Raw genomic sequence first — 25,472 nt, forward strand, 5'->3', positions numbered from 1 at the left:
ACCCTACCTACCGTAGCGGCGCGATATATTACGTATTGCCGGGCTGGGCACATTGCCGCCCTTAATATGCGCAATAGATCGCGCCGCAAGGGGTAATTAATTTTTACGCCAACTTCTGCTGCAAAAATGTCATAAACACCCGATTGATCTCACTGCGCTGACGGTGCTGCGGATAGAGCGCATTGAGATGGAGCGAGGTCGGCTGCCACTCTTCCAGCACCTTCACCAGCTCACCGCTCGCCAGTGCTGGCGCCACAATAAACTCTGGCAGCATAATCAGACCCAATCCGGCCACTGCTGCGTCGCGCAGCATTTCCCCATTATTACTCACCATCGGCCCATGCACGCTAATCACTTTGCGCTGGTCGCCGTTAAACAGTTCCCAGCCGGTCTGGCTTTCGCGCCCGTAGCGCAGACACAAATGCTCGCTCAGCTCCTCCGGCGTTCGCGGTGCGCCTGCGCCCTGCAGGTAGGACGGGCTGCCGCAGATCACGCGGCGGAACTCGCCCAGTCGCCTGGCGATCAAACTCGAATCTGGCAGCGTACCGATGCGAATCGCCATATCAAATCCTTCACCCACCATATCGACATGCCGATCCGCCAGTTCAACCTGAAACTGCAACCCCGGATGCTGGCTGAGAAACTCGGCAATAAACGGCGACAAATGGCTGATACCAAACGACATCGGCACGCTCAGGCGGAAGCTGCCCTGCAGCACCTGACGACGCCCCGATACCGCCAGCTCGGCTTCCTGCACATCATCCAGAATGCGCTGCGCGTGCTGCGCAAACAGCTGGCCGTTATCGGTTACCGACAACTTCCGCGTGTTGCGATTCAGCAGGCGCGCGCCAAGCGACTCCTCCAGCGCGGCGATGCGGCGGCTGACATACTGCTTCGACAGCATCAGCTGTTCGGCGGCAGCGGTGAAGTTGCCGGCTTTGATGACGGCTACATAAATACGGAGATCTTCAATCTGCATATTGTCCACTTATCGGTGACAGTCATTGTCATTTTGACGCATTGTTAGGCAAATCAGTTTACGTATACTTGTTTGCAACGGGAAGGGCAATCGCCCCCCAATAGCAAATTTGAGGAGCAGACCATGATTGAACAACGCCTGTCAGAACAACGCGGAGTGGGTGACCACGGTTGGTTGAATTCGCATCATACGTTCTCTTTTGCAAGTTACTGGGATCCAAAACAAACCGGCTTCTCAGATTTGCTGGTGATCAATGATGACCGCGTTGCACCGGGTCGCGGTTTTGGTGCGCATCCGCACAACAACATGGAGATCATCTCCTACGTGCTGGAAGGCGCGCTGGAGCATAAAGATTCCATGGGCACCGGTTCGGTGATTGTGCCGGGTGATGTGCAGCTAATGAGCGCCGGCAGCGGCGTCACGCACAGCGAGTTTAACCACTCGAAAACGGACAACGTGCACTTCCTGCAGATCTGGATTGTGCCTGGCGAACGTAATTCGCCTCCCGGTTATCAGCAGATTTCAGTGGCGGAACGTGACAAACGCGGTCAGCTGCGCCTGATTATTTCGCCGGAAGGGGATAACGGTTCACTCAGCGTGCGTCAGGATATTCGCGTTTATGCCGGACTGTTCGACGGTGTCGAGCAGCAAACCTTCGCGTTGGATGCCGATCGTTACGCCTATATTCACGTGGCTCGCGGCAGCATCGAAGTGAACGGCGTGAAGTTCAAAGAGGGCGACGGTGCACGCGTTCGCAACGAAAGCGCGCTGCAGTTCGCTAACGGTGATGATGCGGAAGTGCTGGTGTTTGATCTGCGTCCGCTGGAAGTGAATCATCCACAGCGTTAATGACGAATAGCTGATACTTTATTCGTTAGACTATTTTACGAGATGACTGGCACTATTCTGAAAATGAGCCGTTGAAGGTCATCATAAATAAAAAGGGAGCGCCTGAAGAGGTGCCCCCTTTTTAATGCATCAATCAATCGACAAATTATGGATCGCTAACACCGCGCGTGCCGCTTCTTTGCCTTTCTTAATGAAATGCTCGGTATAGAAGTTTTCAATCACATCAACCGGCTGGAAATTATGTGGCGTTAAAGAAACGGAAAATACCGGTACGTTGGTGGTCAGCTGCACATTCATCAGGCCATCAACCACCGCAGCGGCAACGAAATCATGGCGATAGATACCGCCGTCAACCACCAGCGCAGCGCAGACAATCGCATCGTATTTGCCGGTTTCGGCCAGACGCTTAGCCAGCAGCGGCATTTCAAATGCGCCAGGCACTTCCAGCACTTTTAATTCCGCTTCTACGGAGTGATCGGCTAATTCTTTTTCAAAACCCACCAGGGCATTATGGACAATTTCTTTGTGCCAGCCGGCTTTAATAAATGCAATTTTAATATTGTTCATGGTTATTCCGACATCACCTGTAATTTTTTCGCGCCAATAATATAGAGAGAATATCCAGACTCTCAGCAATAATGTGTTTGTATACCATATGTTACAGTTGTGATCCACCTGCGCTACGTGGCGATTAATGCCTTTGGGATTCAATTGCCGCACATTCCGTAGCGGCGCGATTCATCGCGTTGTTTTGACTTTCGTGCTCCGATGCAATATCGCGCAATAAATTGCGCCGCTACGGAACGTGCGCGTTGTAGCATCGGATTTATTCACTAACTCCACATTAATAATCTGGTTATTCCGCGCTTGACGGCGACCATCGCCTGCAATACAAATAGACGCGTCGGGGGAGTCTCACCAAAGAGACTGAGAGGCTAATAGCGCACTGCGCGGTTTAGCGACCCTTTGAACCTGACCCAGTTGATACTGGCGTAGGAAGACTGACAGTCTTTTTCATTTGGCTGTCTGGCGCTCAGGCAAGCTCGATGGATGCGCCATTTCCCTTCTCCTGTATCTGCGGGTCTCAGCTAACACTGAGAGGCCGATGTGAATTCCCCCTGTTTGAACATCCTGGAACCGGCGCTGTGAGCCGCTGGAGCGTGCTTGGCTGCGGCGTGGCGGGCCTATGCGTAGCCACTTTGCTGGCGGAACGCGGTGAAGACGTTGAGGTGATGGGCGATGACGCGCGCCGCCCGGCATCGTGGTTTGCTGGCGGCATGCTAGCGCCCTGGTGTGAAGCCGAAAGCGCGCCGCGCGATGTTATCACTGTTGGGCAACACGCCGCCGCGTGGTGGCAACAGCGCGTCAGCAGCGTCGAGCATCAGGGCACGTTGGTGGTTGCGCCGCCGCGCGATAGCCAGGAACTCAACCGTTTCGCCCGCATGACCGAGCAGCATCAATGGGTCGATCCCGCCAACATTGAACCGGCGCTGGAAGGGCGCTTTGCGCGCGGTCTGTTTTTCGCCGGGGAAGCGCATCTCGATCCGCGTCTGGCGTTGCAGGAGATGCGTGACGCGCTGATCGCGCGCGGCGTGTCATTCAGCAATCACGCGCCGAGCGGCCAAATTATCGATTGTCGCGGCATCCACGCCGCGCCGCAACTGCCGCGCCTGCGTGCGGTGCGCGGCGAGATGCTGATTTTGCACAGCGATGAAGTGCAGTTTTCCCGCCCGATTCGTCTGCTGCATCCGCGTTTTCCCTGCTATCTGGTGCCGCGTCGCGGCGGCCACTTTATGCTCGGCGCCACCATGATTGAGAGCGACGATGCCAGCGCCATCAGCGCGCGCGCCATGATGGAGTTACTCAGCGCCGCCTATGCCATCCATCCCGCCTTAGCCGAAGCGCGCGTGATTGAGAGCGGTAGCGGGCTGCGTCCGGCCTATCCGGCGAATCTGCCGGAAATCCACTATCACAATCACACCTTTTATCTCAACGGCATGTATCGCCACGGTTTTCTGCTGGCGCCAATGCTGGCAGAGCAGCTAATGCAACGCATTTCTGGGGAACTTAATAATGAATATTCAGCTTAACGGCCGCCTCATCAACACCCAGGCAACAAGCCTGAGCGAATTGCTGATCGAGCAGCAAATTGATGTGGCCTGCGTCGCTACCGCCTACAACGGTGCGTTTGTGCCAAAAAGTCAGTACGACACGCAGCGGCTGGATGAAGGTTGCCAGCTCGAAGTGCTGTCACCGATGCAGGGAGGTTAAGCGATGTTTTACGATTTTGAACCGCAATCACGCTTCCTGCTCGGCACCGCTGGCTATCCTTCGCCCGCTATTTTGCAGCAGGCGATTGCCGCCTCCGGCACCGACATCATCACCGTCAGTTTGCGGCGCGAAGGTGCGGCGGGCGCGGCATTCCGCGAACTGCTGACCGGACTTAACCTCCGCGTGTTACCGAATACCGCCGGTTGTCACACGGTAAAAGAGGCCGTCACCACCGCGCACATGGCGCGCGAACTGTTCAACACCGCGTGGATCAAACTGGAAGTAATCGGCCATGCCGACACGCTGCAGCCCGATCCTTTCGCGCTGGTGGAAGCCGCGCGCATCCTCAGCGCAGAGGGTTTTCAGGTGTTTCCGTACACCACCGAAGATCTGATCGTCGGCGAAAAGCTGCTGGCAGCGGGTTGCGAACTGTTGATGCCGTGGGGCGCGCCGATTGGTTCCGGTCAGGGTTTGCGCAATATCGATGGCCTGCGCGCCATGCGTGCGTGGTTCAGCGACATCCCGCTGATCATTGATGCGGGCATTGGCGCGCCGTCGCAGGCGGCGCAGGCGATGGAAATGGGCTTCGATGGCATTTTGCTCAACACCGCCGTCGCCAAAGCCGGCGATCCAATCGGCATGGCCAACGCCTTCCGGCTGGCGATTGAAGCCGGACAGGCCGCGCGCGCTGCCGGACTGATGGAGAAGCGCGATATGGCAGCCGCGTCCACGCCGATCTTCGGCCTGGCAAATCTGAGTTAAGGACGGCAAAAATGCAACGTTATCAACGCCAGATGATGCTGGCGGAAATCGGCGAAGCCGGGCAGCAAAAGCTACTTAACGCGCGCGTGCTGGTGGCGGGCGCGGGCGGACTAGGCGCCACGCTCCTGCCGCAGCTGGTGGGCGCGGGCGTCGGCCATATTCGGCTGTATGACGACGATGTGGTGGCGCTGCATAACCTGCATCGGCAAACGCTGTTTACGCAGCAGGATATCGACCAGCCCAAAGTGCTGCGCGCGCAGCACGCCTTGCAGCAGCGCAATCCGCAGGTGCAAATCGAGGCGCTGCAGCAGTCGCTGAGCGCCAGCAATCTACAGCAGGCGCTGGCGGGATGCGATCTGGTGATCGACGCCGCCGATAACTTTGCCGTCACCTACCAACTTTCCGATGCTTGCATGCAGGCGGGCATGCCGCTGATCAGCGCCTCGGTGCTGGGGCGGCAAGGTTACGTCGGCGGATTCTGTGGCGGCGCGCCGAGCTATCGCGCGCTGTTCCCGCGCTTGCCGTCATCGGCCGCGAACTGCAACACCGCAGGCGTGATGGGCCCGGCGGTGGCAACGCTCGGCGCGATGCAGGCGCAGATGGCGCTCAGCGTGCTGCTGCAGTTGTCGCCATCGCCGCTCGGTTGTCTGGTGAACTGCGATTTTGTGAACTGGCACTTCCGCCAGTTCCGCTTTGATGATGCTGACGAGCCGGAACATGCGGTGCCGTTTATCGATCCGCAGCAGCTGGCCGCCGATGACTGTATTGTCGAACTGCGCAGCTGCGAAGAAGCGCCGGTTAGCGTGGCGGATGGCGTTGAGCGCATCTTGCCGCAGGCGATCGCCGCGTGGCAGCCGCCCGCCCAGCAGCGCATCGTGCTGGTGTGCGCCAGCGGCATTCGTGCCGCGCAAGCCGCCAGCGCACTGGCGCAGCGCGGATTTCACCAGCTGGCGATTCTGGCGGCCAATCGCCCATGAATCAGGACATTCTGTTCAACGATGTGAGTTTTAGCTGGGGCGATAAACCGCTGTGTCAGCGGTTGAATCTGCACCTGCGCGGTGGCAAAACCACGGTAATGCTGGGACGCAGCGGCATCGGCAAAAGTACGCTGCTGCGGTTGGTGGGCGGCTTACTTCAGCCGCAGCAGGGCGCGGTGCAGGGCTTGAGCGGCAACGTGGCGTGGATGGGCCAGCAGGATCTGCTGTATCCGTGGCTGACGGTGCTCGACAACGTGATGCTGTCGGCGCGGCTCAGCGGCGACAAGCCGGATCGCCCGCGTGCGCTGGCGCTGCTCGAGCAGGTAAAACTCAGCGACGTTACGCATGCACCCCCGCATCAACTCTCCGGCGGCATGCGGCAACGCGTGGCGCTGGCACGCACGCTTTATGCGCAGCGCGACGTGGTGCTGATGGATGAACCCTTCGCCACGCTGGATGTGATGACTAAACTCAGTTTGCAAACGCTGACCGCCCGATTACTGCGGGGCAAAACTGTGCTGCTGGTGACGCACGATCCGCTGGAAGCGTGCCGCATGGCCGATGACATTCTGCTGCTGCAAGGCCAGCCGCTGGCTATCGAAAGCTGGCCGGTTCCCGGCGGTGACGTGCCGCGTCCGTTTGATCATCCCGACGTCCTGCAGGCGCAGGCGCAACTCTTCTACCGACTGAATACCCATGAAAACAGTGTTTAGCGCGATCTACCTGATCGTGGTGCTGCTGTGCGGCTGGTTACTGGCGCGTCACAGCGGCGTGCCGAGTTTCCTGCTGCCCGCGCCACAGGCGGTGCTGGAGGCGCTGTGGCTGCATCGTCAACTGCTGTGGCATCACGCGCTCTATACGCTGGCGGAAATTGTGCTGGCGCTGTTGCTGGGCGTCGGCGCGGGCGTGACGCTGGCGGTGCTGATGGCCGCCAGTACGCTGCTGCGTCGCGTGCTGTTTCCGCTGGTCACCGCTAGCCAGGCAATCCCGGTGTTTGCCCTCGCGCCGCTGCTGGTGCTGTGGCTCGGCTTTGGCATCGCCTCAAAAGTGGTGGTGGCGGCTTTGATCCTGTTCTTCCCGCTGTGCTTGTCACTGTTTGATGGGCTGTGCCGTACGCCGGTCGGTTGGCTGGAGCTGGCGCAAACCTCCACGTCGTCGCGTTTCCGCATCTTCTGGCGCGTGCGCTGGCCTGCCGCGTTACCGCAGTTTTTCTCCGGCCTGCAGATGGCGGTGGTGTTGGCCCCGATTGGCGTGGTGATTGGTGAATGGGTCGGCGCCAGCGAAGGGCTCGGCTATCTGATGATGCAATCCAACGCGCGACTGGAAACCGCCACCAGCTTCGCGGCGCTGCTGCTGTTACTGGTTCTGGCGCTGCTGCTTTCGGGCAGCGTGGCGCTGATGCGCAAGAAAATCCTCTGGCAATCTACATAAGGAAATACCGTGAAAACCCTACGAATGGCATTGACCGCGTTGCTGCTGCTGGCGACCGCTAACGTGCAGGCGGCGGAGAAAGTTCGCCTGCTGCTTGACTGGTTTATCAATCCCAATCACGCGGCGATTTTTGCTGCCCAGCACAGCGGCGCGTTTAAGAAAGAGGGGCTGGATGTGGAGATGATCGCGCCCGCCGATTCCGCGTCCGTGCCGCTGCTGCTGGCGGCGGGCAAAGTCGATCTCGCCGTCAGCTACCAGCCGCTGCTCTACACGCTGGTGGATAAAGAAGTGCCGGTGATCCGCGTCGGCACGTTGATTAATCAGCCGCTGAATACGCTGACCACGGTGTCAGACGATATTCACTCGCTGAAGGATTTCGCTGGCAAAACCATCGGCTACGCGGTGCCGGGCACCGAAGACGTGGCGATCCGCAATATGCTAAAAGCGCAGGGCGTTGATGCTGACTGGGTGAAGCTTATCAACCTGAATATGGATGGCACCTCCGCGTTGCTAACGCACAAGATTGATGGCGCGATGACCATCTTTCGCAACTATGAGCTGCTGGATCTGAAAGACAAAGGCGCGCAGCCAACGGTGTTCAAGCCGGAAGATTACGGCGTGCCTGCTTATGATGAGTTGATCATCCTGGCAAACCAGAAAACTGCCGCGCAGGACAAACGCATTCCGGCGTTTTTACGTGGCCTGGATGCCGGCGTGGCGTGGCTACGCGCGCATCCGCAGGAAGCGTGGCAGGCGTTTATTAAGCAATATCCCGAGCTAAATACGCCGCTCAATCACGAAGCGTGGCAGGCGACGTTGCCATATTTCGCCGAGCACAGTGCGGCGTTTGATCAGGCGCGCTATCAGGCGTTTGGTGAGTATATGAAGGGTAATGGTGTAATTAAGGCTGTAGCGCCGATGGCGCGTTATTCGTTGTAAGTTGGTGAGGTTTGCCCCTCACCCCAGCCTTCTCCCGCGCGCGGGAGAGGGGGCCTAACATCCGCGCCATCTAACCATTCCCTCTCCCGCCTGCGGGAGAGGGTTAGGGTGAGGGCAACCACGCACAATTTCCCTTGCACCCGCACTTATTTTTGATAATGATATTTATTCTCAACTATCAAGTGATGGACAACCTGATGCGTTTCCCCGCTCTTTCTCTGCTGCTTAGCCTGTTTTTCATCTGCACCCATGTTCACGCCAACGCAACCTGGCCGCGCACTATCTCCACACCTAAAGGCCCCTTCACGCTGCAACAGCCGCCGCAGCGCATTGTCTCGACCAGCGTTACGCTGAGTGGCACTTTGCTGGCAATTAACGCGCCGCTGGTTGGCTCCGGCGCCACCAGTCGCAATAGCAGCGTATCGGATGCGCAGGGCTTTTTTACGCAATGGAGCGCGGTGGCCAAAGCGCGTCAGGTTAAACCGCTCTATATTTCACAGCCGAATGCCGAAGCGATTGCCGCCGAAGCGCCGGATTTGATTGTGATTGCCGCCACCGGCGGCGATTCGGCGCTGCGCCTCTACGATCAGCTGCAAACCATCGCGCCGGTGTTAGTGATCGACTACGGCGATAAGAGCTGGCAGGCATTGACCTTGCAGCTGGGCGAGATTACCGGCCATGAAGCTGATGCCAATAAGGTGATCGCAGCATTCGACCAACGAGTCGAAGCAGTGCGTCACAAGATTACGCTGCCGCCGCAGCCGACCTCTGCGCTGGTCTATTACGAAGATGGGCGCGGGATGAACTTGTGGACGCCCGCATCGGCGCAGGGCGCACTGTTACAGGATTTGGGCTTTACGCTGGCCGCGCCGCCCGCCAGTTTTCAGGGCAGCACCAGCATGGGTAAGCGCAATGACATTATTCAGCTGAACGGCGAAAACATGGCCGATGGCATCACCGGTAACACGCTTTTGCTATTCGCTGCTGATGAGAAAACCGTGCCGCAGGTGGCGAAGAATCCGTTCCTCGCCCATCTGCCGGCGGTACAGCAGCACGACATCTTTGCCGTGGGTAACGATACTTTCCGCCTCGATTACTACAGCGCCAGCAATATGCTCAGCAGCATCGAGCGGCAGTTTACCCGTTAAGCATCTGCCGTAGCGGGCTGCGGCGCGTCCGGTTGTTCACTGAGGCGCGCCGAGCGCAGGCCGCGCGCCGCCAGCGACAACAGCACCAGCAATCCCACCGCCAATCCGCCAAACCACAGCACGCTGCTCAACGGTGCCAGCACGCGTGCCAGCGCGCCTAAACCCAATGCACCGACCGAATCGCCGGTCACATCCTGCGCGGTGCCGAGGCTGTTGACGCGTCCCAGCAGCGCATCCGGCGTGTGGTGCTGCGTCAGCATAAACTGCAATAGCGAGGCGATGGCGTTGCTGTAGCCGTAACACACCAGCGCCAGCAGTGCGGGCAGCAGATGGCTGTAAAGACCGAGCGAGGCGATGCAGGCAAATGCCAGTAGCGCACAACCCATCAGCACCCATCCCGGGCGCGTTAACTGCCGCACCCAGCCGCTGGTAAAGGCACCGATCATCGCACCCAGCGGCACCGCCGAGTACATCAATCCTAATGCGGATGCATCGGCGTGATAGGTCAGCGCCAGCGCCGGGAACAGAATACGCACCGCGCCAACCATGCTGAGCAGCAAGCCAACCAGCACTACCGCGCCGACCACTTTATGCTGGCAGACAAACTGCATGCCGCTCGCCAGCGCGCGCAGCGGATGCTCCGGCTCCTGTTGTTCGGGCTTCATCGACGGTAAACGCACCAGCGGGATCAGCGTTGCTAGCGTACCAATCGCGGCGACCGCAAACGCCCAACCGACACCCGCCGCAACGATGATCATGCCGCCGAGCGCGGGCGACAAAATCGCGCCGAGGCGCACCGTTAGCATGCTGAGCGCACCGGCTTCCGCCAGATGTTCACGTCCGACGATTAGCGGGATCACCGCCATCAGCGCGGTCATGCCAAGCGCGCCAAAGAAGCCATCCCAGAAGGCGAGGAAGTAGAGCGCCAGCAACGAAGGTGCTGGGCTGAAGGCGTTGAGGCTGAGCAGCACAAAACCGATGCCACAGGTGCCGCGCGCGAACAGGATTAATTTGCGGCGATCGTAGCGATCGGCCAGCACGCCGCCGAGCAGCAGGCCGATAAACATGCCGATGCCATCGAGCATTACCGCCACACCAACCTGCAACGTGGAGCCGGTCATCGCCTGAATTTGCACCGGCACGCCAACCGCCAGCATGCCAAGGGCGAATACCGAGAGCATGCGCGCGCAGAATATCGCGCGGAAGGAGGCGTTGTTTTTGAGTAAACTGAAATCTAAGAATATCGAGGGCTTAGCCATAAATCTCCAACGGTGAATCACATTTGCATCACCTGTAGCGGCGCAATTTATTGCGCGTTTTTTGACAGAACACGATGAATCGCGCCGCTACGATATGTGCCTTAATTAACGCCGAGCTAACAAACGGTTTATCAACGGTCCCAGCACCTGCAACGAATCTGCTGAAAGAATATCGGCGTGTTCGCAATCCAGCGGGAAGATCGTCAATTCATCAACGAACGGTGCCCAACTGGCGCGCACATCCATCTCAGGCGGCAGCGTTTTCTCGGCCATAAACAGCGTGGCGTGGCCGGCATAGCGCGGCGTTCGCGCTTCAGCCAGGCGTGCGACGGCGTCTTTGTAGTTCGCGACGATGGTGCTAAACATCGCTGCCTTCTCTTCACGCAGTAGCGGATCGCGCTCATCCTCGGTGGCGGCCATAAATTCGGCCTGCTCACGCGCCACCTCCTGTTCCGCTTCGTCGGCATCCGGCGTGCGCCAGTCCTGACCTTCTGCCGGATAGGTATCCAGCAGGCCGAGGAATGCCACCGTTTCACCCTGCGCCTGCAAACGGGCCGCAATGCCTTGCGCCAGCGTGCCGCCGAGTGAATAACCGAGCAGGAAATACGGACCGCTCGGCTGCTGCTGGCGAATCGCCTGCAGATGACGTTCGCACATCGCCTCCACGCTGTGACAGGCAGCAATCACGCCGTTTGGTCGCGGCGATTGCAGGCCGACAATCGGGAAGTCGCCGTCGAGATAGTGCAGCAGGGCGCTGTACTGCCAAGCGAAGCCGGATGCCGGATGGATGCAGAACAGCGTCGGGCCGTGACCGGCGCGCAGCGGCAGCAGTTCGCCGTTGCCACCGCTTTCACTGTTGGCACCGCCGTCAAGCAGCGCCGCCAGCTTCTCCACGCTGCGCGCGGCGATGATCTGCCCGACGCTGAGCGGCGGCACCTCACGACGACGCAGTTCCGCCGCCAGACGCATCGCCAGCAGCGAATGACCACCGAGCGCGAAGAAGTCGTCATCGGCAAACACGCTGTCGCAACCAAGCAGCTGCTGGAACAGATCCGCCAGCAAACGCTCGTTGGCGCTGTGCGGCAGGCGGCCGCTGCGCGCGCTGAGCTGCGGCATCGGCAGCGCTTTACGATCCAGCTTGCCGTTGGCGCTGAGCGGCAGATGGTCGAGCAGCAGATAGCTGACCGGCTGCATATGCGCTGGCAGACGTTCGCCGAGCTGCTGCTTCACCGCGTCGATATCCAGCGCGACGCCGGCGTCGGCCACCAGCCAGCCGAGCAGCTGACGGTTATCGACGCCCGGCGTGGCGTGCTGCGTCAGCGCGCGCGCCGCCACCACCGCCTGCGCCACGCCCGGCAGCGCCACTAGCGCCTGTTCGATTTCACCCGGCTCAATACGCTGTCCGCGCATTTTTAGCTGATCGTCGCTGCGGCCGAGATACTCCACCGCGCCGTCGGCGCGCCAGCTGGCGATATCGCCGGTGCGATACATACGCTCGCCTTCGGCAAACGGCGCGGCGACAAAGCGCTGTGAGGTAAGGTCGGCGCGATGCAAATAGCCATCGGCCAACTGCACGCCGCTGAGATAGAGATCGCCCGGCACGCCAACCGGTACCGGTCGCAGCAGGCTATCGAGAATATGCAGCTGCGTGTTCCACACCGGACGACCAATCGGCACGCCCGGCCCGTTAAGGCCTTCCAGCGCGCTGCCGCTGGCGGGTTGCCAGGTGACATCGACGGCGGCTTCGGTTGGGCCATACAGATTGTGCAGCGGCGCGGCGATCATCTCCTGATAGCTGCGCGCCAGGTCGCACGCCAGCGCTTCACCGCTGCAGAATACGCGGCGCAGCGTTGGGCAAGCTTGATCGGTTTGCGCGGCGAGATGGCCGACAAAGGCCGCTAACATCGAGGGCACGAAGTGCAGGGTGGTCACGCGATAATCGTCGATCAGCTGCCACAGCGCCTGCGGATCGCGGTGCGCTTCCGGCGGCGCCATCATCAGCTGCGCACCGGTCATCAGCGGCCAGAAAAACTCCCACACCGAAACATCAAAGCTGCACGGCGTCTTCTGCAACACCACGTCGTCGGCGCGCAGCGGATAGCTGGCCTGCATCCAGCGCAGGCGATTGACGATGGCGCGCTGATTCACCACCACGCCTTTTGGTTTACCGGTCGAGCCCGAGGTGTAAAGCACGTAAGCCGGGCGATTGGCATCCGCCTGCGGCAAAGGGTGGCGCGGCTGAATGTGTTCACCGGCTAAACCATCAAACATCATCAGCGTGCCAAACGTGTCAAAGCGGGTTTCCAGCGCGGATTCGGTGATCAGCACCCACGGCCGCGCATCTTCCACCATATAAGCCAGACGTTCATCGGGATAACCGATATCCAACGGCAAATAGGCCGCGCCCGCCTGCAGAATGGCAGTGAGCGCAATGCTGAGACGCACCGAGCGCGGCAGCGCCACGGCGACGATATCGCCTGGCATCACGCCCGCTTCAATCAGGCGATCCGCCAGCAGCGCGGCCTGACGCTGCATTTCGCCGTAGCTCAGACGGTGATCGACATCCATTAGCGCCAGCGCGTCCGGCGTGCGCGCCGCCTGCTGGGCAATCGCCTGCTGCAGGGTTTCATTTTCCAGCTGCACGCCGGTGTTATTCACCCAGGCGAGTAGCGATTGCTCGGCCAGCGTTTGCAATTTCCACTGCGTCAGCGGCAGATCCGGCGTGCTGACCAGCTGTTGCAGTAGCAGTAACAGCCGCTCGGCCAGACGTTCCGGCTCGCTAACGCAGTCGCGATACTCCATCAGCAGCGTCAGCTGTTCGCCCGGCAGCACCAGCAGCGTCAGCGGATAGTGCGTGTAACCGCGATTATGGATCGCTTCGCAGCGCACGGTGGCGTTGGCATCCAGCAGCGTTTGGTTGTCCGGATAGTTCTCCACCACCAGCAAGGTATCGAACAGCGTACCGGCGCCGACACATTGCTGAATCTCGGCGAGGCCGAGGCAATCCTGCTCAATCAGCTGGATTTGCTGCGCCTGATGATCGGCGAGCTGCGCCAGTAACGTACGCTGATGATCGAAGCGCACGCGCACCGGCAGCGTGTTGCTGAACAGGCCAACGTGCTGATCGATGCCGTCAATCTGACCAAAACGGCCAGAAACCGGCGCACCAAACACCACGTCTTGCTGGCCGCTGGCGACCGACAGCAGCAAGCCCCACAATCCCTGCATCACGGTGTTCAGGGTTAAGCCGCGCGCCCGGCACAGCGCATAGAGTTCCCGCTCCAGCGTGGCATCCAGCGTAATGCGCTTTTCGTTAACCGCACTGTCGGCGGCCTGCGGATAGAGCAGCGTCGGACGCACGTCTTTCAGGCAAGCTTGCCACTGCTGACGCGCTTCATGGCTGTCGCGCTGGCTGAGCTGACGCACGATGTCGGCGTAGCTGCTGCTGTGCGCGGGTAAAGTTTGCTGGCGCAGCGCGCTGAGCAGATCGTTGAGGATCACCGGCGTTGACCAGCCATCCACCACCAAGTGATGCGCGTTGAGCAGTAGCGTCCAGCGCGCGCCATCGCGATGGGCGATCAGCGTGGCGTGCAGCATGATTGGCTGGCTAAACAGATCCTGCGCCAGCGCCTGATGTTCCAACGCCAGCATCTCCTCTTCCTCGCCCAACTGAAGCAGCGTCAGCGGCCAGTGCAATTCGCCTTCCGGTATCAGCTGCAGCGGTTGCAGGCTGAGTTCGGCGTCGAAGCGCGCCGCCAGCTGCGGATGACGCTGTAACACCGCGTCGAGCGCGGTTTGTACCGCTGCGGGGCTGATATCGCCGCTCAGCGTCAGGCGGGTTAACGAGTTATAGCTGCCTTGCTGCGCGGTGGTTTGCGCGTGGAACAGCAAACCTTTCTGCAGCGGTAACAACGGCAGCGCATGGCTAAACGCACCGTGGCGCGCATGCAGCTGTTGCAGCAGCGCATCATCAACGCCTTCCAACGCCACCTCGGCGGCCACCAGCGTGTGGGCGGCGTGCTGCGGTTGCTGTTGGGCCAGCGCGATCAGCGCCTGCGCGGCAGCCGCCATTGCCTGATGTAAATCGGCAATCGCTTCGGCGTTGAGCACGCCGTCCGCCCAGCTCCAGTTCAGCGCCAGCTGCGCCGCATTTGGCTGCTCCTCAACGAAGACGTTGAGTTCCAGCGCGTGCTGCAGCGGCAGCGCGTCATCCAGCAATACCGCGAAAGTGTCACGGAACTGTTGCGCGGTGCGCTGTGGCGTCCAATCACCGCTGCGTTGTGTGAAGCGCCCGAGGTAGTTAAACAGCACCTGAGGCGCGTGTTGTGCCGCCAATTTTTCCAGCGTCACGCCGCGATGTGCATCGAGCCAGCGCAGCTGCCCGTAGCCAATACCGCGATCCGGCACCGCACGTAGCACCGCTTTCACCGCGCGTACGCACTCATTGAGCGGCGCATGAGGATTTTCTGGCAACGGCAGCAGCAGCGGGAATTCGGACGTCAGCCAGCCGACGGTGCGCGCCAGATCCTGCTGCGCATGCAGTTCAGCACGGCCATGCGATTCCAGCGTGACGCGCTGCTGTGCGCTGCCGTTGAGCTGGCGCAGAGCGAGGGTCAACAAGGTCAGCAGCAGCTCTTCGCTGGTGGCGCGATAGTGCTGCGGCAACGTGTTGAGCAGCGCGTGCGTGGTTGATGCATCCAGCAGCGTGCGTTGATGCTGTTGGCGATCGCCGGACTGAATCGCCCGTTGCCCAACAAGCGGCAGCGGTTCCGCCAGCATCTGTTGCCAGAACGGTAACTCGCTGGCGCGCGCCGCAAGGTTCGCCAGCAGCGCGGCAGACCAGTCATGCAGCGAGGTTTCCTCGGCGGGGATCACCAGCGGCGTGTCATTGAGCAGCGCGTCACCGGCCTGTTGCAGTTCTTCCAGCAATACGCGCCACGAGACGCCATCGACAATCAGATGATGCAGCGTTAACACCAGCCCACAGCTGGCGCCATCTTGCTGCAGCAGCGTGGCGTGCAGCAGCGCGCCTTTAGTCGGGTCGAGCGCCTCAGCATCTTCGCTAAACGCCCGTTCCGCTGCGCGGTCGCGGTCCTGCACCTCCAGCGCACGCACGCGGGCAGGGCGCGTCGTCAGCGCTTCGCCGACAATCAGCTGATCGCCGCGCGTAAAGGCGTTGAGCGCCGGATGCGCCTGCGCCAGCTGATCGATCAGTTGTTCCAACTGAACGAGCTGCAACTGCGGCGGCACCGACAGCAGCACGCCGTGAGCAAAGCGCGCATTGATGCCCGCCTGGGCGTTGAACCAGTGCAGAATCGGCAAGCCGCCAATCGCGCCCTGTTGCGCGACGCGCGCGCCGGTGTGGTGTTGTGCCAGCGGCTGCAAACCCCGCGCCATGCGTGCAGCGGTACGTTCGGCAAAGATTTCGCGTGGACGCAACAGATAGCCAGCGCGACGGGCGGCGGTGCTGAGCCCCATCGCTGAGATGCTGTCGCCGCCGAGCGCGAAGAAATCATCTTCCGCGCCAACGCTCTCCAGCCCTAGCAGACTGGCAATCGCGTGGCAAATCAGCTGCTCCTGCGGCGTGCTGGCGGCGCGACTTTGACTTTGCTGCGCCTGTTGCGGCTTCGGCAGCGCCTGACGATCAATCTTGCCATTAACGTTGAGCGGCAATTCGTCCAGCACCATCAACACCGCAGGCACCATGTAATCCGGCAGCTGCGTGGCGAGCTGCGCCAGCAAACGGGCGTTGAGATCGGCATCGGCGCGCAGCGCATCATCCTGCACCGAGCAGTAACCAATCAGGCGATGCGTGGCGCCCATTACTTCGGCGATCACCACGGCGGTGCTGACTTCCGGCAGCGCCACCAGCGCATTTTCCACTTCACCGAGTTCGACGCGGAAACCGCGCACTTTAATCTGGTGATCGGTACGGCCAATAAACGCCAGCTGTCCATCCTGACGCCAGCGCATCAGGTCGCCGCTGCGGTACATCACATCGCCGTCGCGGAAGGGATTAGCCACAAAGCGTCCGCTGGTGAGATCGGGACGGCGCAGATAACCGCGCGCGATGCCGGTTCCGGCGATATACAGCTCGCCAGCGCAGCCAATCGGCACCTGACGCAGTTGGTTATCCAGCAGATAGACTTCGCTGTTCCCCACCGGACGACCAATCACCGGCTGCGGCGACGCCATGACGCTGGCACCCAGCGTATCGATGGTGTATTCCGACGGGCCGTAATAGTTGTGGATCTCCATCTGCTGCTGTTGCTGCATCAGCTTCCACAGCGTTGGCGTGGCTGCTTCACCGCCAATCATGACGAAAGAGGGACGATGGTTATCGGCTTCCAGCAGGCCGCTGTCGATCATCTGCGAGAAGAATGACGGCGTGATATCCAGTAAATCGACCGGCACCGCGTTCATCTGCTGAATCAGGCCCCAGGCATCGCGGCGCAGCTCTTCGTCGAAGATATTCAGCTCGCAGCCCATCAGCATGCAGAACAGCGGTTCCCATGAGGAATCGAACGAGAAGGAAGCGGTGTGACCAGCGCGCATGCGGCGCGGGCTGCTGGCGCTGAAGCGCGCAATCGCCGGGCCAAACAGATGCTCGCGGTGCGACAGGAACAGATTGAGCAACCCTTGATGAGTGCTCATCACGCCTTTCGGGCGGCCGGTCGATCCTGAGGTGTAAATCATGTAGGCCAGATCGTCGCCGCACAGTTTGGTATCTGGTCGTGCGGTGGAAAGGGTGTTCAACGCAATCTGATCAATCAGCAGATGCGGCAACTCCGGCATTTGCGCCAGCGTGCTGGAGTGCGTCAGCAGCAGCTTCGGCTGCGCGTCATCGCACATCAGCGCCAGGCGTTCGCGCGGATAGTCGAGATCGAGCGGCATATAAGCCGCGCCGCTCGCCAGCACGCCGAACATCGCTACCAGTGAATCCACCGAACGCGGAATGCCAATCGCAACCACATCGTCAGCCTGCAGGCCGCGCGCGATCAACAGATGCGCCAGTTGCATCGCGCGATCGGCTAACTGGCGATAGCTCAGGCTGCGATCGCCGCACACCACCGCGGTTTGCTCGCCGTAGTGCTCAGCGGCTTGCAGCAGGATATCGACGATGGTGTGGGTATCGGCGGGCGGCACGATGGTTGGTCCGGTCGACCAGCGTTGCAGATCGATCTGTTCCTGTGGCGCCAGCAGTGACAGCGCGCCGATTTGCGTGTTGGCATCCGCCGCGAATTGCGTGAGCACGTGGCTGATGCGCTCGGCGTGACGTTGTAGCGTTTGTGCCTCGTAGCGGCGCGGGTTCGCCACCAGCGTCAGCTGCAATGCGCCAGCGCGGAAGCCAACTTCAAACTCGAGATCGTCGACCGGGCCCATCGCCAGCGTGTGCGTTGTGGCTGCATGGCCATCGAATTGAAGATCGTCGTGGTAAACCTTGACGTTAATCACCGGGCCATACAGCGCCTGGCTGCTGCCGACCAGACCGAGATCGCGGCGCAGCTGTTCCGCTTCATAACGCTGATGACGGCGCGCTTTGCGGATTTCGCTTTGCACCTGCTGCACCAGCATCGGCAAGGTCATCTCATCGCTGACGCTGAAAATCAGCGGCAACACGTTGACCACCGGGCCGAGGGCAGAAATCGCCGCCGAACCCATGCGGCGCATAAACGGGAAGCCAATTGACAAACGTTGGCTGTTACTGAAGCGGGCCAGATAGGCCACCAACAGCCCGCTGACGATATCGCCTTCGCTGCTGTCGGCGAGTGGATGCTGCTGACGCAGCGTGGTCAGTTGCGGCAGCGTTACCTGACAGCTGATCGGGCGATCGCCGGGATCGCTGACGTTTTCACTGGCAAGCGTCAGGGTTTCCGGCAAATCCGCCGCGTAACTTTGCCAGTGGCTGGCGGAGCGGGTAAAAGCCGGCGAATCCTGCCACTGCTGAATCTCGTCAATCACCGTGGTGAACGGGGTAAACGGCGAGGGCGAGGGCGCTTCGCCGGCGCAAAGGGCGGCGTAGATCGCTGCGACGCGTTGAGTCAGCGCTTCAAAGCTGAAACCATCCACCAGCAAATGGTGATAGCGCTGATACCACAGCCAGCTTCCGTCGCCGATGCGCATCAGCGCGTGACGATAGAGCGGTTTGTCGCCGTCGGCGGGCAGATCGGCAGCGAGATCGGCCTGCATCAGTTTGTGCGCCTGGCTGCTGGCATCGCCGCGCTGGCTGAAATCATGCCATTCCGGCGCGACCGGCGCTTGTGCACCAAACCACTGCGCCGGATTGCCCTGCTCATCCAGGCCGAAGCGCGCCTGCACGGTATCGGCTTCCGCCATAGCCTGCTGAATGGCGCTGTCCAGCGCCGCGCGATTGATGTCGCCGTGCAGCACGCTGTAGTGCGCCACGGTAAATTGATTGCGCTGCTGCGCAATGCTGTCAGCGATCCAGATGCCGGGCTGCGCCGCGACGAGTGGATAGGCTGGAGAATAGTTGTTTAGCGATGCCAAGAGACAATTCCTGTCGAGAAAAACAATTTAAAAAAGAGAAAGTTAAAAAAATTTAATGCGCGGTAGACGACGTCTGTTGCGTCGCTGGCCGCATGTCGTGCCAGTTTGCTTCGATAAACTCAATGGCGGCGCTGCGCGTCAGCGGTCCCGCCACGTTGTGCCAACCTGCCGGAACCGGGGCAAAAGCGGGCCACAGGCTGTATTGCTGGCGCGCGTTAAGCAGCACCAGAAAATCGAGCGCATCGTTATCAAACGGATTCTGTTGTTCAGACATGGTGGTTACCTTCAGAGGTTGATGTAGGGGAGAGAAAATCGGCCAGCAGCCAGCGGCAGCCGTCGATCAAACCGCCACGCCAGCACAACGCATCGTGCCCTCCGGCGAAGCGGCGAAAATGTAATTCATGGCCTGCGGCCTGTAGCGCCGGGGCGATCTGTTGGTTGACGTACACCATGTCCGCCTCGCGATCGCCCACTTCCTGGAAAATCTTCAGCTTGCCCGGCGGTAAATCGCCCTGTTGCAGCCGCTCGAGTAGCAAGCCGGGTGCGTGCTGCTCGCGGTTGGCGTAGTCGCGGATGTATTGCAGATGCGGCCACCAGAAGGAGCCGGATTGCGTGAGAATGCGGCCAAAACGCTGCGGCCAGTGCAAACCGGCATAGAGCGCGGCGAGTCCGCCATAGCTTTGCCCGGCCACCAGCGTGCGGTCGGCGTCGCTGCTGAACGCCGCGTGCTGGCGTGCCAGCGGTAACAGTTCCTGCTGCACCGCCTGCCAGAAAGTTTCATTGCACGGCAATTCGGCTTCGCGGTGCTGGCTGTCGATGACATCGATAAATAGCCAGCAGGCAGGCGGCAGTGTGCCATCGGCGGTGACCTGATCCAGCGCGCTGAAAATCGGTTGGCCGTACACCCAGTTTTGTCCATCGAGCAGGATTGCCAGCGGACGCTGTTCCGGCTGAGCGGTTGCACCGGTGCTATAAAGCCAGACGTTGCGCGTGACGTTGAGCAACGCGCTGTGCCACTGCAGGGTTTGCAGCGTATCCGGCCAGGTTTCCGCCATGCCGGCATCCAGCGCGCGCCAGGCCGATTGATCCGGCGCATCCGGCATGTGCGCGTTGCTCAGCGCAAAACGGCGACTGCTGAGAAACGGCGGCGTGGGATTGAATTTGTCGGGGATCGCTAGCGGCATCAGCGAGATCCACCACTTACGCTGCAGCGCGCGGCATTCGGCATCATCGCCACAAAACAGCGGCGGTAACTGCTGCGCGGTGGCGGGGATCAGGCTGTAACTGCCGCGCCAGTCAGATTCAATGGCGGTCGACCAATGCCAGACGTTGCTGTCGCCGACGCGCACCAGACTTTCTGGCGCTTCGCTGTGGTGATCGGTGACGCCGTTAATATCGATATAAACCCGTTCAGTGGAAGAACGTGCGGAATGTCCTTCGGGATCGCGCCAGAAGAAGTGCATGGTCGTTTGACCGCTTTCGTCACGCTCCACCAGCGGCGTACCTACCGCATACAGCCGCTGCCACCAGCTTTCGCTTCCTATTTCGGCCTGCTGCAACCATTGCGCAACTGTTCCGGCGGGCAACCACGTCTGCGTCGTATTTTCTGCGCTTGTTAGAAACATCCTGCAACCCATCTCCACATTTTGTTCACTGTCTTTACTTAATCAAAGCTAATGCAAATGCTATTGATAACGATTTACATTTGCAATATGATTTTTCGTGCCTGATAAACCTTCGTAATTTCAGTGGATTATTTTGTGAAGGACGTCACGCGGGGAGATTAGGACCGTCAATTACGCAAGAGATTAATATTTCAATCCGTTACAGCCCTTGTCGTTGGGCGAGGGCGACTGAACGGATTATTTCATCTACAAGGCAGTTTGAAATAGAGATGGCAACTATGTCCGTTAAAGCTAAAAATTCAGCAATACCTGCTGTGGCACGGCAGTTCAGATTCAATCCTCTGTACCTTTCTCTGGCCTCAATTCTGTTAGTGGCTCCGGCCGCCTTCAGCGTGGCCGCCGAAGAGACCCTTACCGTCAACGCCGACACGCGTGAAAGCGTGACTTCGCCGCTGCAGGGCTACGTGGCGAAAGAGAGCGCGGCAGGCACCAAAACCGCTACGCCGCTGCGCAAAACCCCGCAATCCATTTCGGTGATTACCCGCGAGCAGATGGACGATCAGGCTGCGGCCTCCGTCGCCGATGCGCTGAGCTACAGCAGCGGCGTGTTGACCAACTATCGCGGTAACTCCAACCGTAATGATGAGATCATCGCGCGCGGTTTCCGCTATGCGCCAAAATTCCTTGATGGCCTGAGCTACGGTTTATCCGGCCAGGCGGGCGCAGCGGGGCAGATCGATCCCTGGTTGCTGGAGCGCGTAGAGATGATCCACGGTCCAGCTTCTGTGCTGTACGGCCAGGTGAATCCGGGCGGTATCGTGGCCATGACCAGCAAGCGCCCGACCGCGCAGAGCATTCACAAAGTGCAGCTCAGCACCGGCAACCAGCATTTGGGTGAAGCGGCGTTTGATTTTGGCGGCAAGCTGAATGATGACAACACGCTGTTTTACCGCCTGAACGGTATTGCCAGCACTAAACATGAGTTCGTTAAGGACAATAAACAGCAGCGCATGGCGATTGCGCCAGCGATAACCTGGTTGCCAAACGCGGACACCAGCTTTACGCTGCTGACGATGTATCAAAACGAGCCGAAAGCGGGATACCGTAACTTCCTTCCGGCTAGCGGTACGCTGAAAGAGAGCAGCGCGGGGTTTATCCCTTACGATTTCAACGTTAGCGATCCGAGCTTCAACGAAGCCAAGCGCGAACAGACTTCGATCGGCTATATCTTTGAGCACAATTTAAGCGATAACGTCAGCTTCACGCAGAATCTGCGCTACAGCAACATGGACGAATCGTACAAATATCTGGTGTATACCTTTGATGCCGATAACGATCACTCCATCAATCGTCGTCCGCAGCATGACAAGATCAAGTCGAAAGAGTTGGGTCTTGATAACCAGCTGAAAGCCACCTTTGAAACCGGCAACATCGCGCACACCGTGCTCGGCGGGCTGGATTACAAGTGGAGCGACGTCGATAACAAACTATGGCGCGACAGCGGCGATCAGTACATCCTCGACTGGGCGAATCCGACACGGATCAGCATCAACGAGAGCGATTTGACGCTCACTACCAGCACGCGCAAGAAGCTCGATCAGGTGGGTGTTTATCTGCAGGATCAGCTGGAGTGGAATCAGTGGAACCTGCTGCTCTCCGGACGTCACGACTGGAGCGAAGTGCGCACGCAGGATCGCACCGACGACAGCCAAACCCAGCAGAATGACAACAAGTTCACTGGCCGCGCGGGTCTGCTGTATGCCTTCGATAACGGCATTTCACCGTACGTCAGCTACAGCACCTCGTTCGAGCCAAACCTCAACAGCGGCGCGCCAGGCACCGATCCGTTCAAACCGACCACCGGCGAACAGACCGAAGTGGGCGTGAAGTATCAGCCGGTAGGTTGGGATGCGGTGTTTACCGTGTCAGCGTTTGATATCACGCAGAAAAACATCACCGCTTATAACAGCGTGACCGGCTACAACGAGCAGATTGGTAAAGTGCGTTCGAAAGGCATCGAAACCGAAGCGCATGCGCAGATCACGCCAGAGATCAAACTGTTAGCGGCCTATACCTACACCGATGCGGTGACCAAAGAGAGCAGCATCACGCAGCGCATCGGCCATTCACCGTCGAGCATTCCGCGTCATGCGGCGTCGGCGTGGGGCAGCTATACCTTCCTTGATGGCGTGCTGAGCGGCTTAACGCTGGGCAGCGGCGTACGTTATACCGGCACCGCGCCAGCGGATGAAATTGGCGTCGACAAAGTACCGCATTACACCTTGTATGATGCGATGGCCAAGTATGAGCTGGGCGAAGCGGCGAACTCGCTGCGTGGCACCACGCTGCAGCTGAACGTCAACAACATCGCGGATAAGCACTACGTGGCGTCATGCAGTAACGAAAGTGCCTGCTTCTACGGCAGCGGTCGCACCATTGTGGCTTCGGTCAGCTACAGCTGGTAATTCCCTCCGGCGGCCTGCGTGGCCGCCGTTTCGTTTCGCATTCCGTGCGACGCGCTTTTCAGCCAGGTATTTATTAAGCGGTTTTCGGAAAATACTGTATTTGTGTGACTGTCATCACTCTGCAAGTCACGTTAAAATACGCGCTTCTCATTTAGCAGGGGTTTTTCGTCACGATGTTATCGCGCTTCACTTTAGCCACTTTGATGGCAACAATCATGCTCACCGGCTGCGCCCGCCTTGCCGCCGTTACTGGTACATCTCATGACAGCACTGCGACTGCGGACACGTCCGCCGCTCAGCCTGCAACCGGCGCGCCAATCGACAATAATGATTCGCCTTCTCCATTCGAGACCGGCCCAACGGTGATTAACGTTTCGCATCTGGTGACGCGTACCGATGACGGTTCTTCTGTCTATGTGACGGTAGATGGTCAGGATGCGGGGCTGCTGAAGAAGGGTGAAAAACGAGAAATTCGTGTTGCGCCAGGTAAACACCAGATTGGTGGTTACGTGCAGACGCTGTTTGGTTTTGGCAAAGTGACCATCGCGTCCGTGGATGTCACCACCGATCCGAACAGCCCGAAAAACGTGGTCTATTCTGTAACGCGCCAGAAGCCCGCGTTCAGTGAAACCGACGCCACGCCGCCGAATAATTCCTGATGTATGGGTGCGCATAAATGCGCACCGATATGGTTTTTTCAGGTCGCCATTGATGGCGACCTCCCCACATCAACTCCGGCTAAACACCAGTTTCAATCCCGCAACTGTGAAGCAGCAAGCCAGCAGCGCATCCAGCCCACGACGGATGCGGCGATAGAAAGCCGCCATCACCGCGGTGGAAAACAGCAGCGCGTAACCGCCAAACACCAGCACACAAATTGCCGCGCAGCCTGCAATAATCATCGGCAAGGTTGATGCCGCCGCACCCGGTTTTAACGCCACCGACATGATCGCCGCCCACGTCAAAATCGCTTTAGGATTGCCGACGTGCATCAAAATGCCCTGACGAAACATTCTGCCGAAGCGCGCTTTTTCGCTGACCGGTGCGAATTCACTGGCATCTGGCCGACGCAGCGCCGATTTCCCCGCCTTAAACGCCAGCCACAGCAGATACAATCCGCCGCCAATCTTTAGCACAACCAGCAGTTGCGCAAAGGTGGCCAGCACGGTGAGAACCCCGCAACCCGCCAGCAGCGCCCACATCATTGAACCGCCAATCACGCCGCTCGCTAATGCCAGCGCCGCGCCGCGTCCCTGTTTCATCGCCGTACCCATAATCGCCATATTGCTCGGGCCGGGACTGGCGGTCGCGACGAAATAGGTGGTGTAGATCAGAATCAGTTCATGTGACAGCGCCATAGATTCCTCGGTTAATCATGATGGATTACGCCGCGAGTATGTGCTGAATCGCCAGAAACATCGGGATTGCGCCAAATACATTGGGCGGCTCATGCAATGCCACAAATCCCAGGCGGGTGTAAAAATTCACGGCTTTGGGTTCAGCGTCAAGATAAACGCCTTTTACAGGTAATGCGTCATGGATTATTTTGACGTGTTCGAAGAATTCGCCTAACAAATCCTGTCCATAACCCTTGTTTTGTTCTTTGACGGCGACTCCCAGCATAACCAGGCGCACCACGCCGACTTCGGCTGGCATTGAACCGGACACCACGCCTGTGAGCTTTTGTTTTAACAGGGAGTAGGCGCTGAAGGTACAGATTCCCAGCAGTTCGCCGGTATTAGCGTCAATTAACGCCTTGGCAGCACAATTTCCCTCTTTTACGCTTTTTTTAAGCGAGTTGCGCACAAAGGTGTTGATAATTGCGTTGCCGCAATCGAAGTGCTTATTACCGGGATAGGTGATATCAGCCTGATAAGCGCACACCATAACGTCAGCGCTGTTATTCCGTGAATTTTCCATCTGCTCTTTTCCTTCGCATCAACGCTTGTAACGCCAGCGTCGGAGCTGCAGGTTCAGACATGAGCTGATTCACTTGCTGCCAACTCTCTTCTGAAAGCTGGCGACGTCGCTGATTATCCAAAACGGTTTCTGCACGCTCAAGCGCCGCATTTAAGATAAAGGCACTCAAATCTAATCCTGCAGCGGTTGCTGCTTCCTTTAAGACTTCTTTGAGATTCGAACTGGTTTTTAACTCTACGCGTGCATCTTTAACGGCGCGCGTATCGGTGGAAAGTGCGGATACTTTTGGCATAGCGAGAGCCTCGTTGAGTAAAAACGCCTCCTGTTGACGTCAGTCCT

Annotated in this window: 20 protein-coding genes and 1 riboswitch; of the genes, 11 read left to right on the forward strand and 9 right to left on the reverse strand. The window is 59.2% G+C overall.

What is annotated here, in order from left to right:
• Positions 1–103: 103 nt before the first annotated feature.
• Positions 104–979: a LysR family transcriptional regulator gene (locus K5Y33_RS13765; RefSeq protein ID WP_192234573.1), complete on the reverse strand. Its 876-nt coding sequence runs from the start codon at positions 977–979 to the stop codon at positions 104–106.
• Positions 980–1,102: 123 nt separating this feature from the next.
• Here K5Y33_RS13765 and K5Y33_RS13770 point away from each other — a divergent pair, with 123 nt between their 5' ends.
• Positions 1,103–1,828, forward strand: coding sequence for a pirin family protein (locus K5Y33_RS13770; protein ID WP_222234265.1), 726 nt, complete (start codon positions 1,103–1,105; stop codon positions 1,826–1,828).
• Positions 1,829–1,957: 129 nt separating this feature from the next.
• Here the strand turns inward: K5Y33_RS13770 and K5Y33_RS13775 are convergent, their stop codons facing one another.
• Positions 1,958–2,395 (reverse strand): 6,7-dimethyl-8-ribityllumazine synthase, encoded by a 438-nt coding sequence (locus K5Y33_RS13775; protein WP_222234266.1) that lies wholly within the window; start codon positions 2,393–2,395, stop codon positions 1,958–1,960.
• A gap of 329 nt (positions 2,396–2,724) precedes the next feature.
• Positions 2,725–2,844: riboswitch (TPP riboswitch) on the forward strand.
• 129 nt (positions 2,845–2,973) lie between these two features.
• Here K5Y33_RS13775 and K5Y33_RS13780 point away from each other — a divergent pair.
• The 8 genes from K5Y33_RS13780 (at position 2,974) to fepB (ending at position 9,356) form a co-directional block, all read left to right on the forward strand.
• Entirely contained in the window at positions 2,974–3,918 is a 945-nt protein-coding gene (locus tag K5Y33_RS13780; RefSeq protein WP_101761749.1) for an FAD-dependent oxidoreductase, read from the forward strand.
• Positions 3,902–4,099 carry a sulfur carrier protein ThiS gene (thiS, locus tag K5Y33_RS13785; RefSeq protein WP_101761748.1) on the forward strand — a complete coding sequence of 66 codons (198 nt, stop codon included), beginning with the start codon at positions 3,902–3,904 and terminating at the stop codon, positions 4,097–4,099. The genes K5Y33_RS13780 and thiS overlap by 17 nt, the downstream gene beginning before the upstream one ends.
• 3 nt (positions 4,100–4,102) lie before the next feature.
• The gene (locus K5Y33_RS13790; RefSeq protein WP_222234267.1) at positions 4,103–4,861 is read left to right on the forward strand and encodes a thiazole synthase; all 759 of its coding nucleotides are present in this window, start codon (positions 4,103–4,105) and stop codon (positions 4,859–4,861) included.
• Positions 4,862–4,872: 11 nt separating this feature from the next.
• Positions 4,873–5,838, forward strand: coding sequence for a HesA/MoeB/ThiF family protein (locus K5Y33_RS13795; protein ID WP_222234268.1), 966 nt, complete (start codon positions 4,873–4,875; stop codon positions 5,836–5,838).
• Positions 5,835–6,551, forward strand: a complete 717-nt coding sequence (locus K5Y33_RS13800; protein WP_222234269.1) for an ABC transporter ATP-binding protein — start codon at positions 5,835–5,837, stop codon at positions 6,549–6,551. The genes K5Y33_RS13795 and K5Y33_RS13800 overlap by 4 nt, the downstream gene beginning before the upstream one ends.
• A complete protein-coding gene (locus K5Y33_RS13805) occupies positions 6,535–7,269 on the forward strand; it encodes an ABC transporter permease (protein WP_110866727.1) in 735 nt (244 codons plus the stop codon). The genes K5Y33_RS13800 and K5Y33_RS13805 overlap by 17 nt, the downstream gene beginning before the upstream one ends.
• Positions 7,270–7,278: 9 nt before the next feature.
• On the forward strand, positions 7,279–8,208 hold the full coding sequence (locus K5Y33_RS13810) for an ABC transporter substrate-binding protein (protein WP_222234270.1): 930 nt from the start codon (positions 7,279–7,281) through the stop codon (positions 8,206–8,208).
• A gap of 197 nt (positions 8,209–8,405) precedes the next feature.
• Positions 8,406–9,356, forward strand: coding sequence for a Fe2+-enterobactin ABC transporter substrate-binding protein (fepB, locus tag K5Y33_RS13815; RefSeq protein ID WP_222234271.1), 951 nt, complete (start codon positions 8,406–8,408; stop codon positions 9,354–9,356).
• Here fepB and entS read toward each other — a convergent pair.
• The 4 genes from entS to fes all read right to left on the reverse strand — a co-directional run bounded on the left by entS (position 9,353) and on the right by fes (position 20,748).
• Positions 9,353–10,615, reverse strand: a complete 1,263-nt coding sequence (gene entS / locus K5Y33_RS13820; RefSeq protein ID WP_222234272.1) for an enterobactin transporter EntS — start codon at positions 10,613–10,615, stop codon at positions 9,353–9,355. The two genes, fepB and entS, sit on opposite strands and share 4 nt — an antisense overlap.
• A 105-nt stretch (positions 10,616–10,720) precedes the next feature.
• Positions 10,721–19,123, reverse strand: a complete 8,403-nt coding sequence (locus K5Y33_RS13825; RefSeq protein WP_222234273.1) for a non-ribosomal peptide synthetase — start codon at positions 19,121–19,123, stop codon at positions 10,721–10,723.
• A 52-nt stretch (positions 19,124–19,175) separates the two neighbouring features.
• Positions 19,176–19,397 (reverse strand): MbtH family protein, encoded by a 222-nt coding sequence (locus K5Y33_RS13830; protein ID WP_176973441.1) that lies wholly within the window; start codon positions 19,395–19,397, stop codon positions 19,176–19,178.
• The gene (gene fes, locus K5Y33_RS13835; protein WP_222234274.1) at positions 19,390–20,748 is read right to left on the reverse strand and encodes an enterochelin esterase; all 1,359 of its coding nucleotides are present in this window, start codon (positions 20,746–20,748) and stop codon (positions 19,390–19,392) included. Before fes ends, K5Y33_RS13830 begins: the two co-directional genes overlap by 8 nt.
• Before the next feature lie 278 nt (positions 20,749–21,026).
• On the opposite strand from fes, the gene K5Y33_RS13840 reads away from it, so the two are divergent.
• Together K5Y33_RS13840 and K5Y33_RS13845 are read left to right on the forward strand one after the other, a co-directional pair.
• Positions 21,027–23,213, forward strand: a complete 2,187-nt coding sequence (locus tag K5Y33_RS13840) for a TonB-dependent siderophore receptor (RefSeq protein WP_222234275.1) — start codon at positions 21,027–21,029, stop codon at positions 23,211–23,213.
• A gap of 173 nt (positions 23,214–23,386) precedes the next feature.
• Positions 23,387–23,872, forward strand: coding sequence for a hypothetical protein (locus tag K5Y33_RS13845; protein ID WP_222234276.1), 486 nt, complete (start codon positions 23,387–23,389; stop codon positions 23,870–23,872).
• A gap of 69 nt (positions 23,873–23,941) precedes the next feature.
• On the opposite strand, the gene K5Y33_RS13850 is transcribed toward K5Y33_RS13845, so the two are convergent.
• Genes K5Y33_RS13850 through K5Y33_RS13860 form a run of 3 tightly spaced genes read right to left on the reverse strand, consistent with a single transcriptional unit; the run spans position 23,942 to position 25,425 of the window.
• Positions 23,942–24,571, reverse strand: coding sequence for a LysE family translocator (locus K5Y33_RS13850; RefSeq protein ID WP_222234277.1), 630 nt, complete (start codon positions 24,569–24,571; stop codon positions 23,942–23,944).
• A gap of 25 nt (positions 24,572–24,596) precedes the next feature.
• Positions 24,597–25,133: a GNAT family N-acetyltransferase gene (locus K5Y33_RS13855; RefSeq protein ID WP_222234278.1), complete on the reverse strand. Its 537-nt coding sequence runs from the start codon at positions 25,131–25,133 to the stop codon at positions 24,597–24,599.
• Entirely contained in the window at positions 25,114–25,425 is a 312-nt protein-coding gene (locus tag K5Y33_RS13860; protein ID WP_110866736.1) for a DUF1778 domain-containing protein, read from the reverse strand. The genes K5Y33_RS13855 and K5Y33_RS13860 overlap by 20 nt, the downstream gene beginning before the upstream one ends.
• Positions 25,426–25,472 lie beyond the last annotated feature (47 nt).

Origin of the sequence: Pantoea sp. DY-17 (genome assembly GCF_019795975.1) — a bacterium.
GTDB lineage: Bacteria > Pseudomonadota > Gammaproteobacteria > Enterobacterales > Enterobacteriaceae > Pantoea > Pantoea leporis.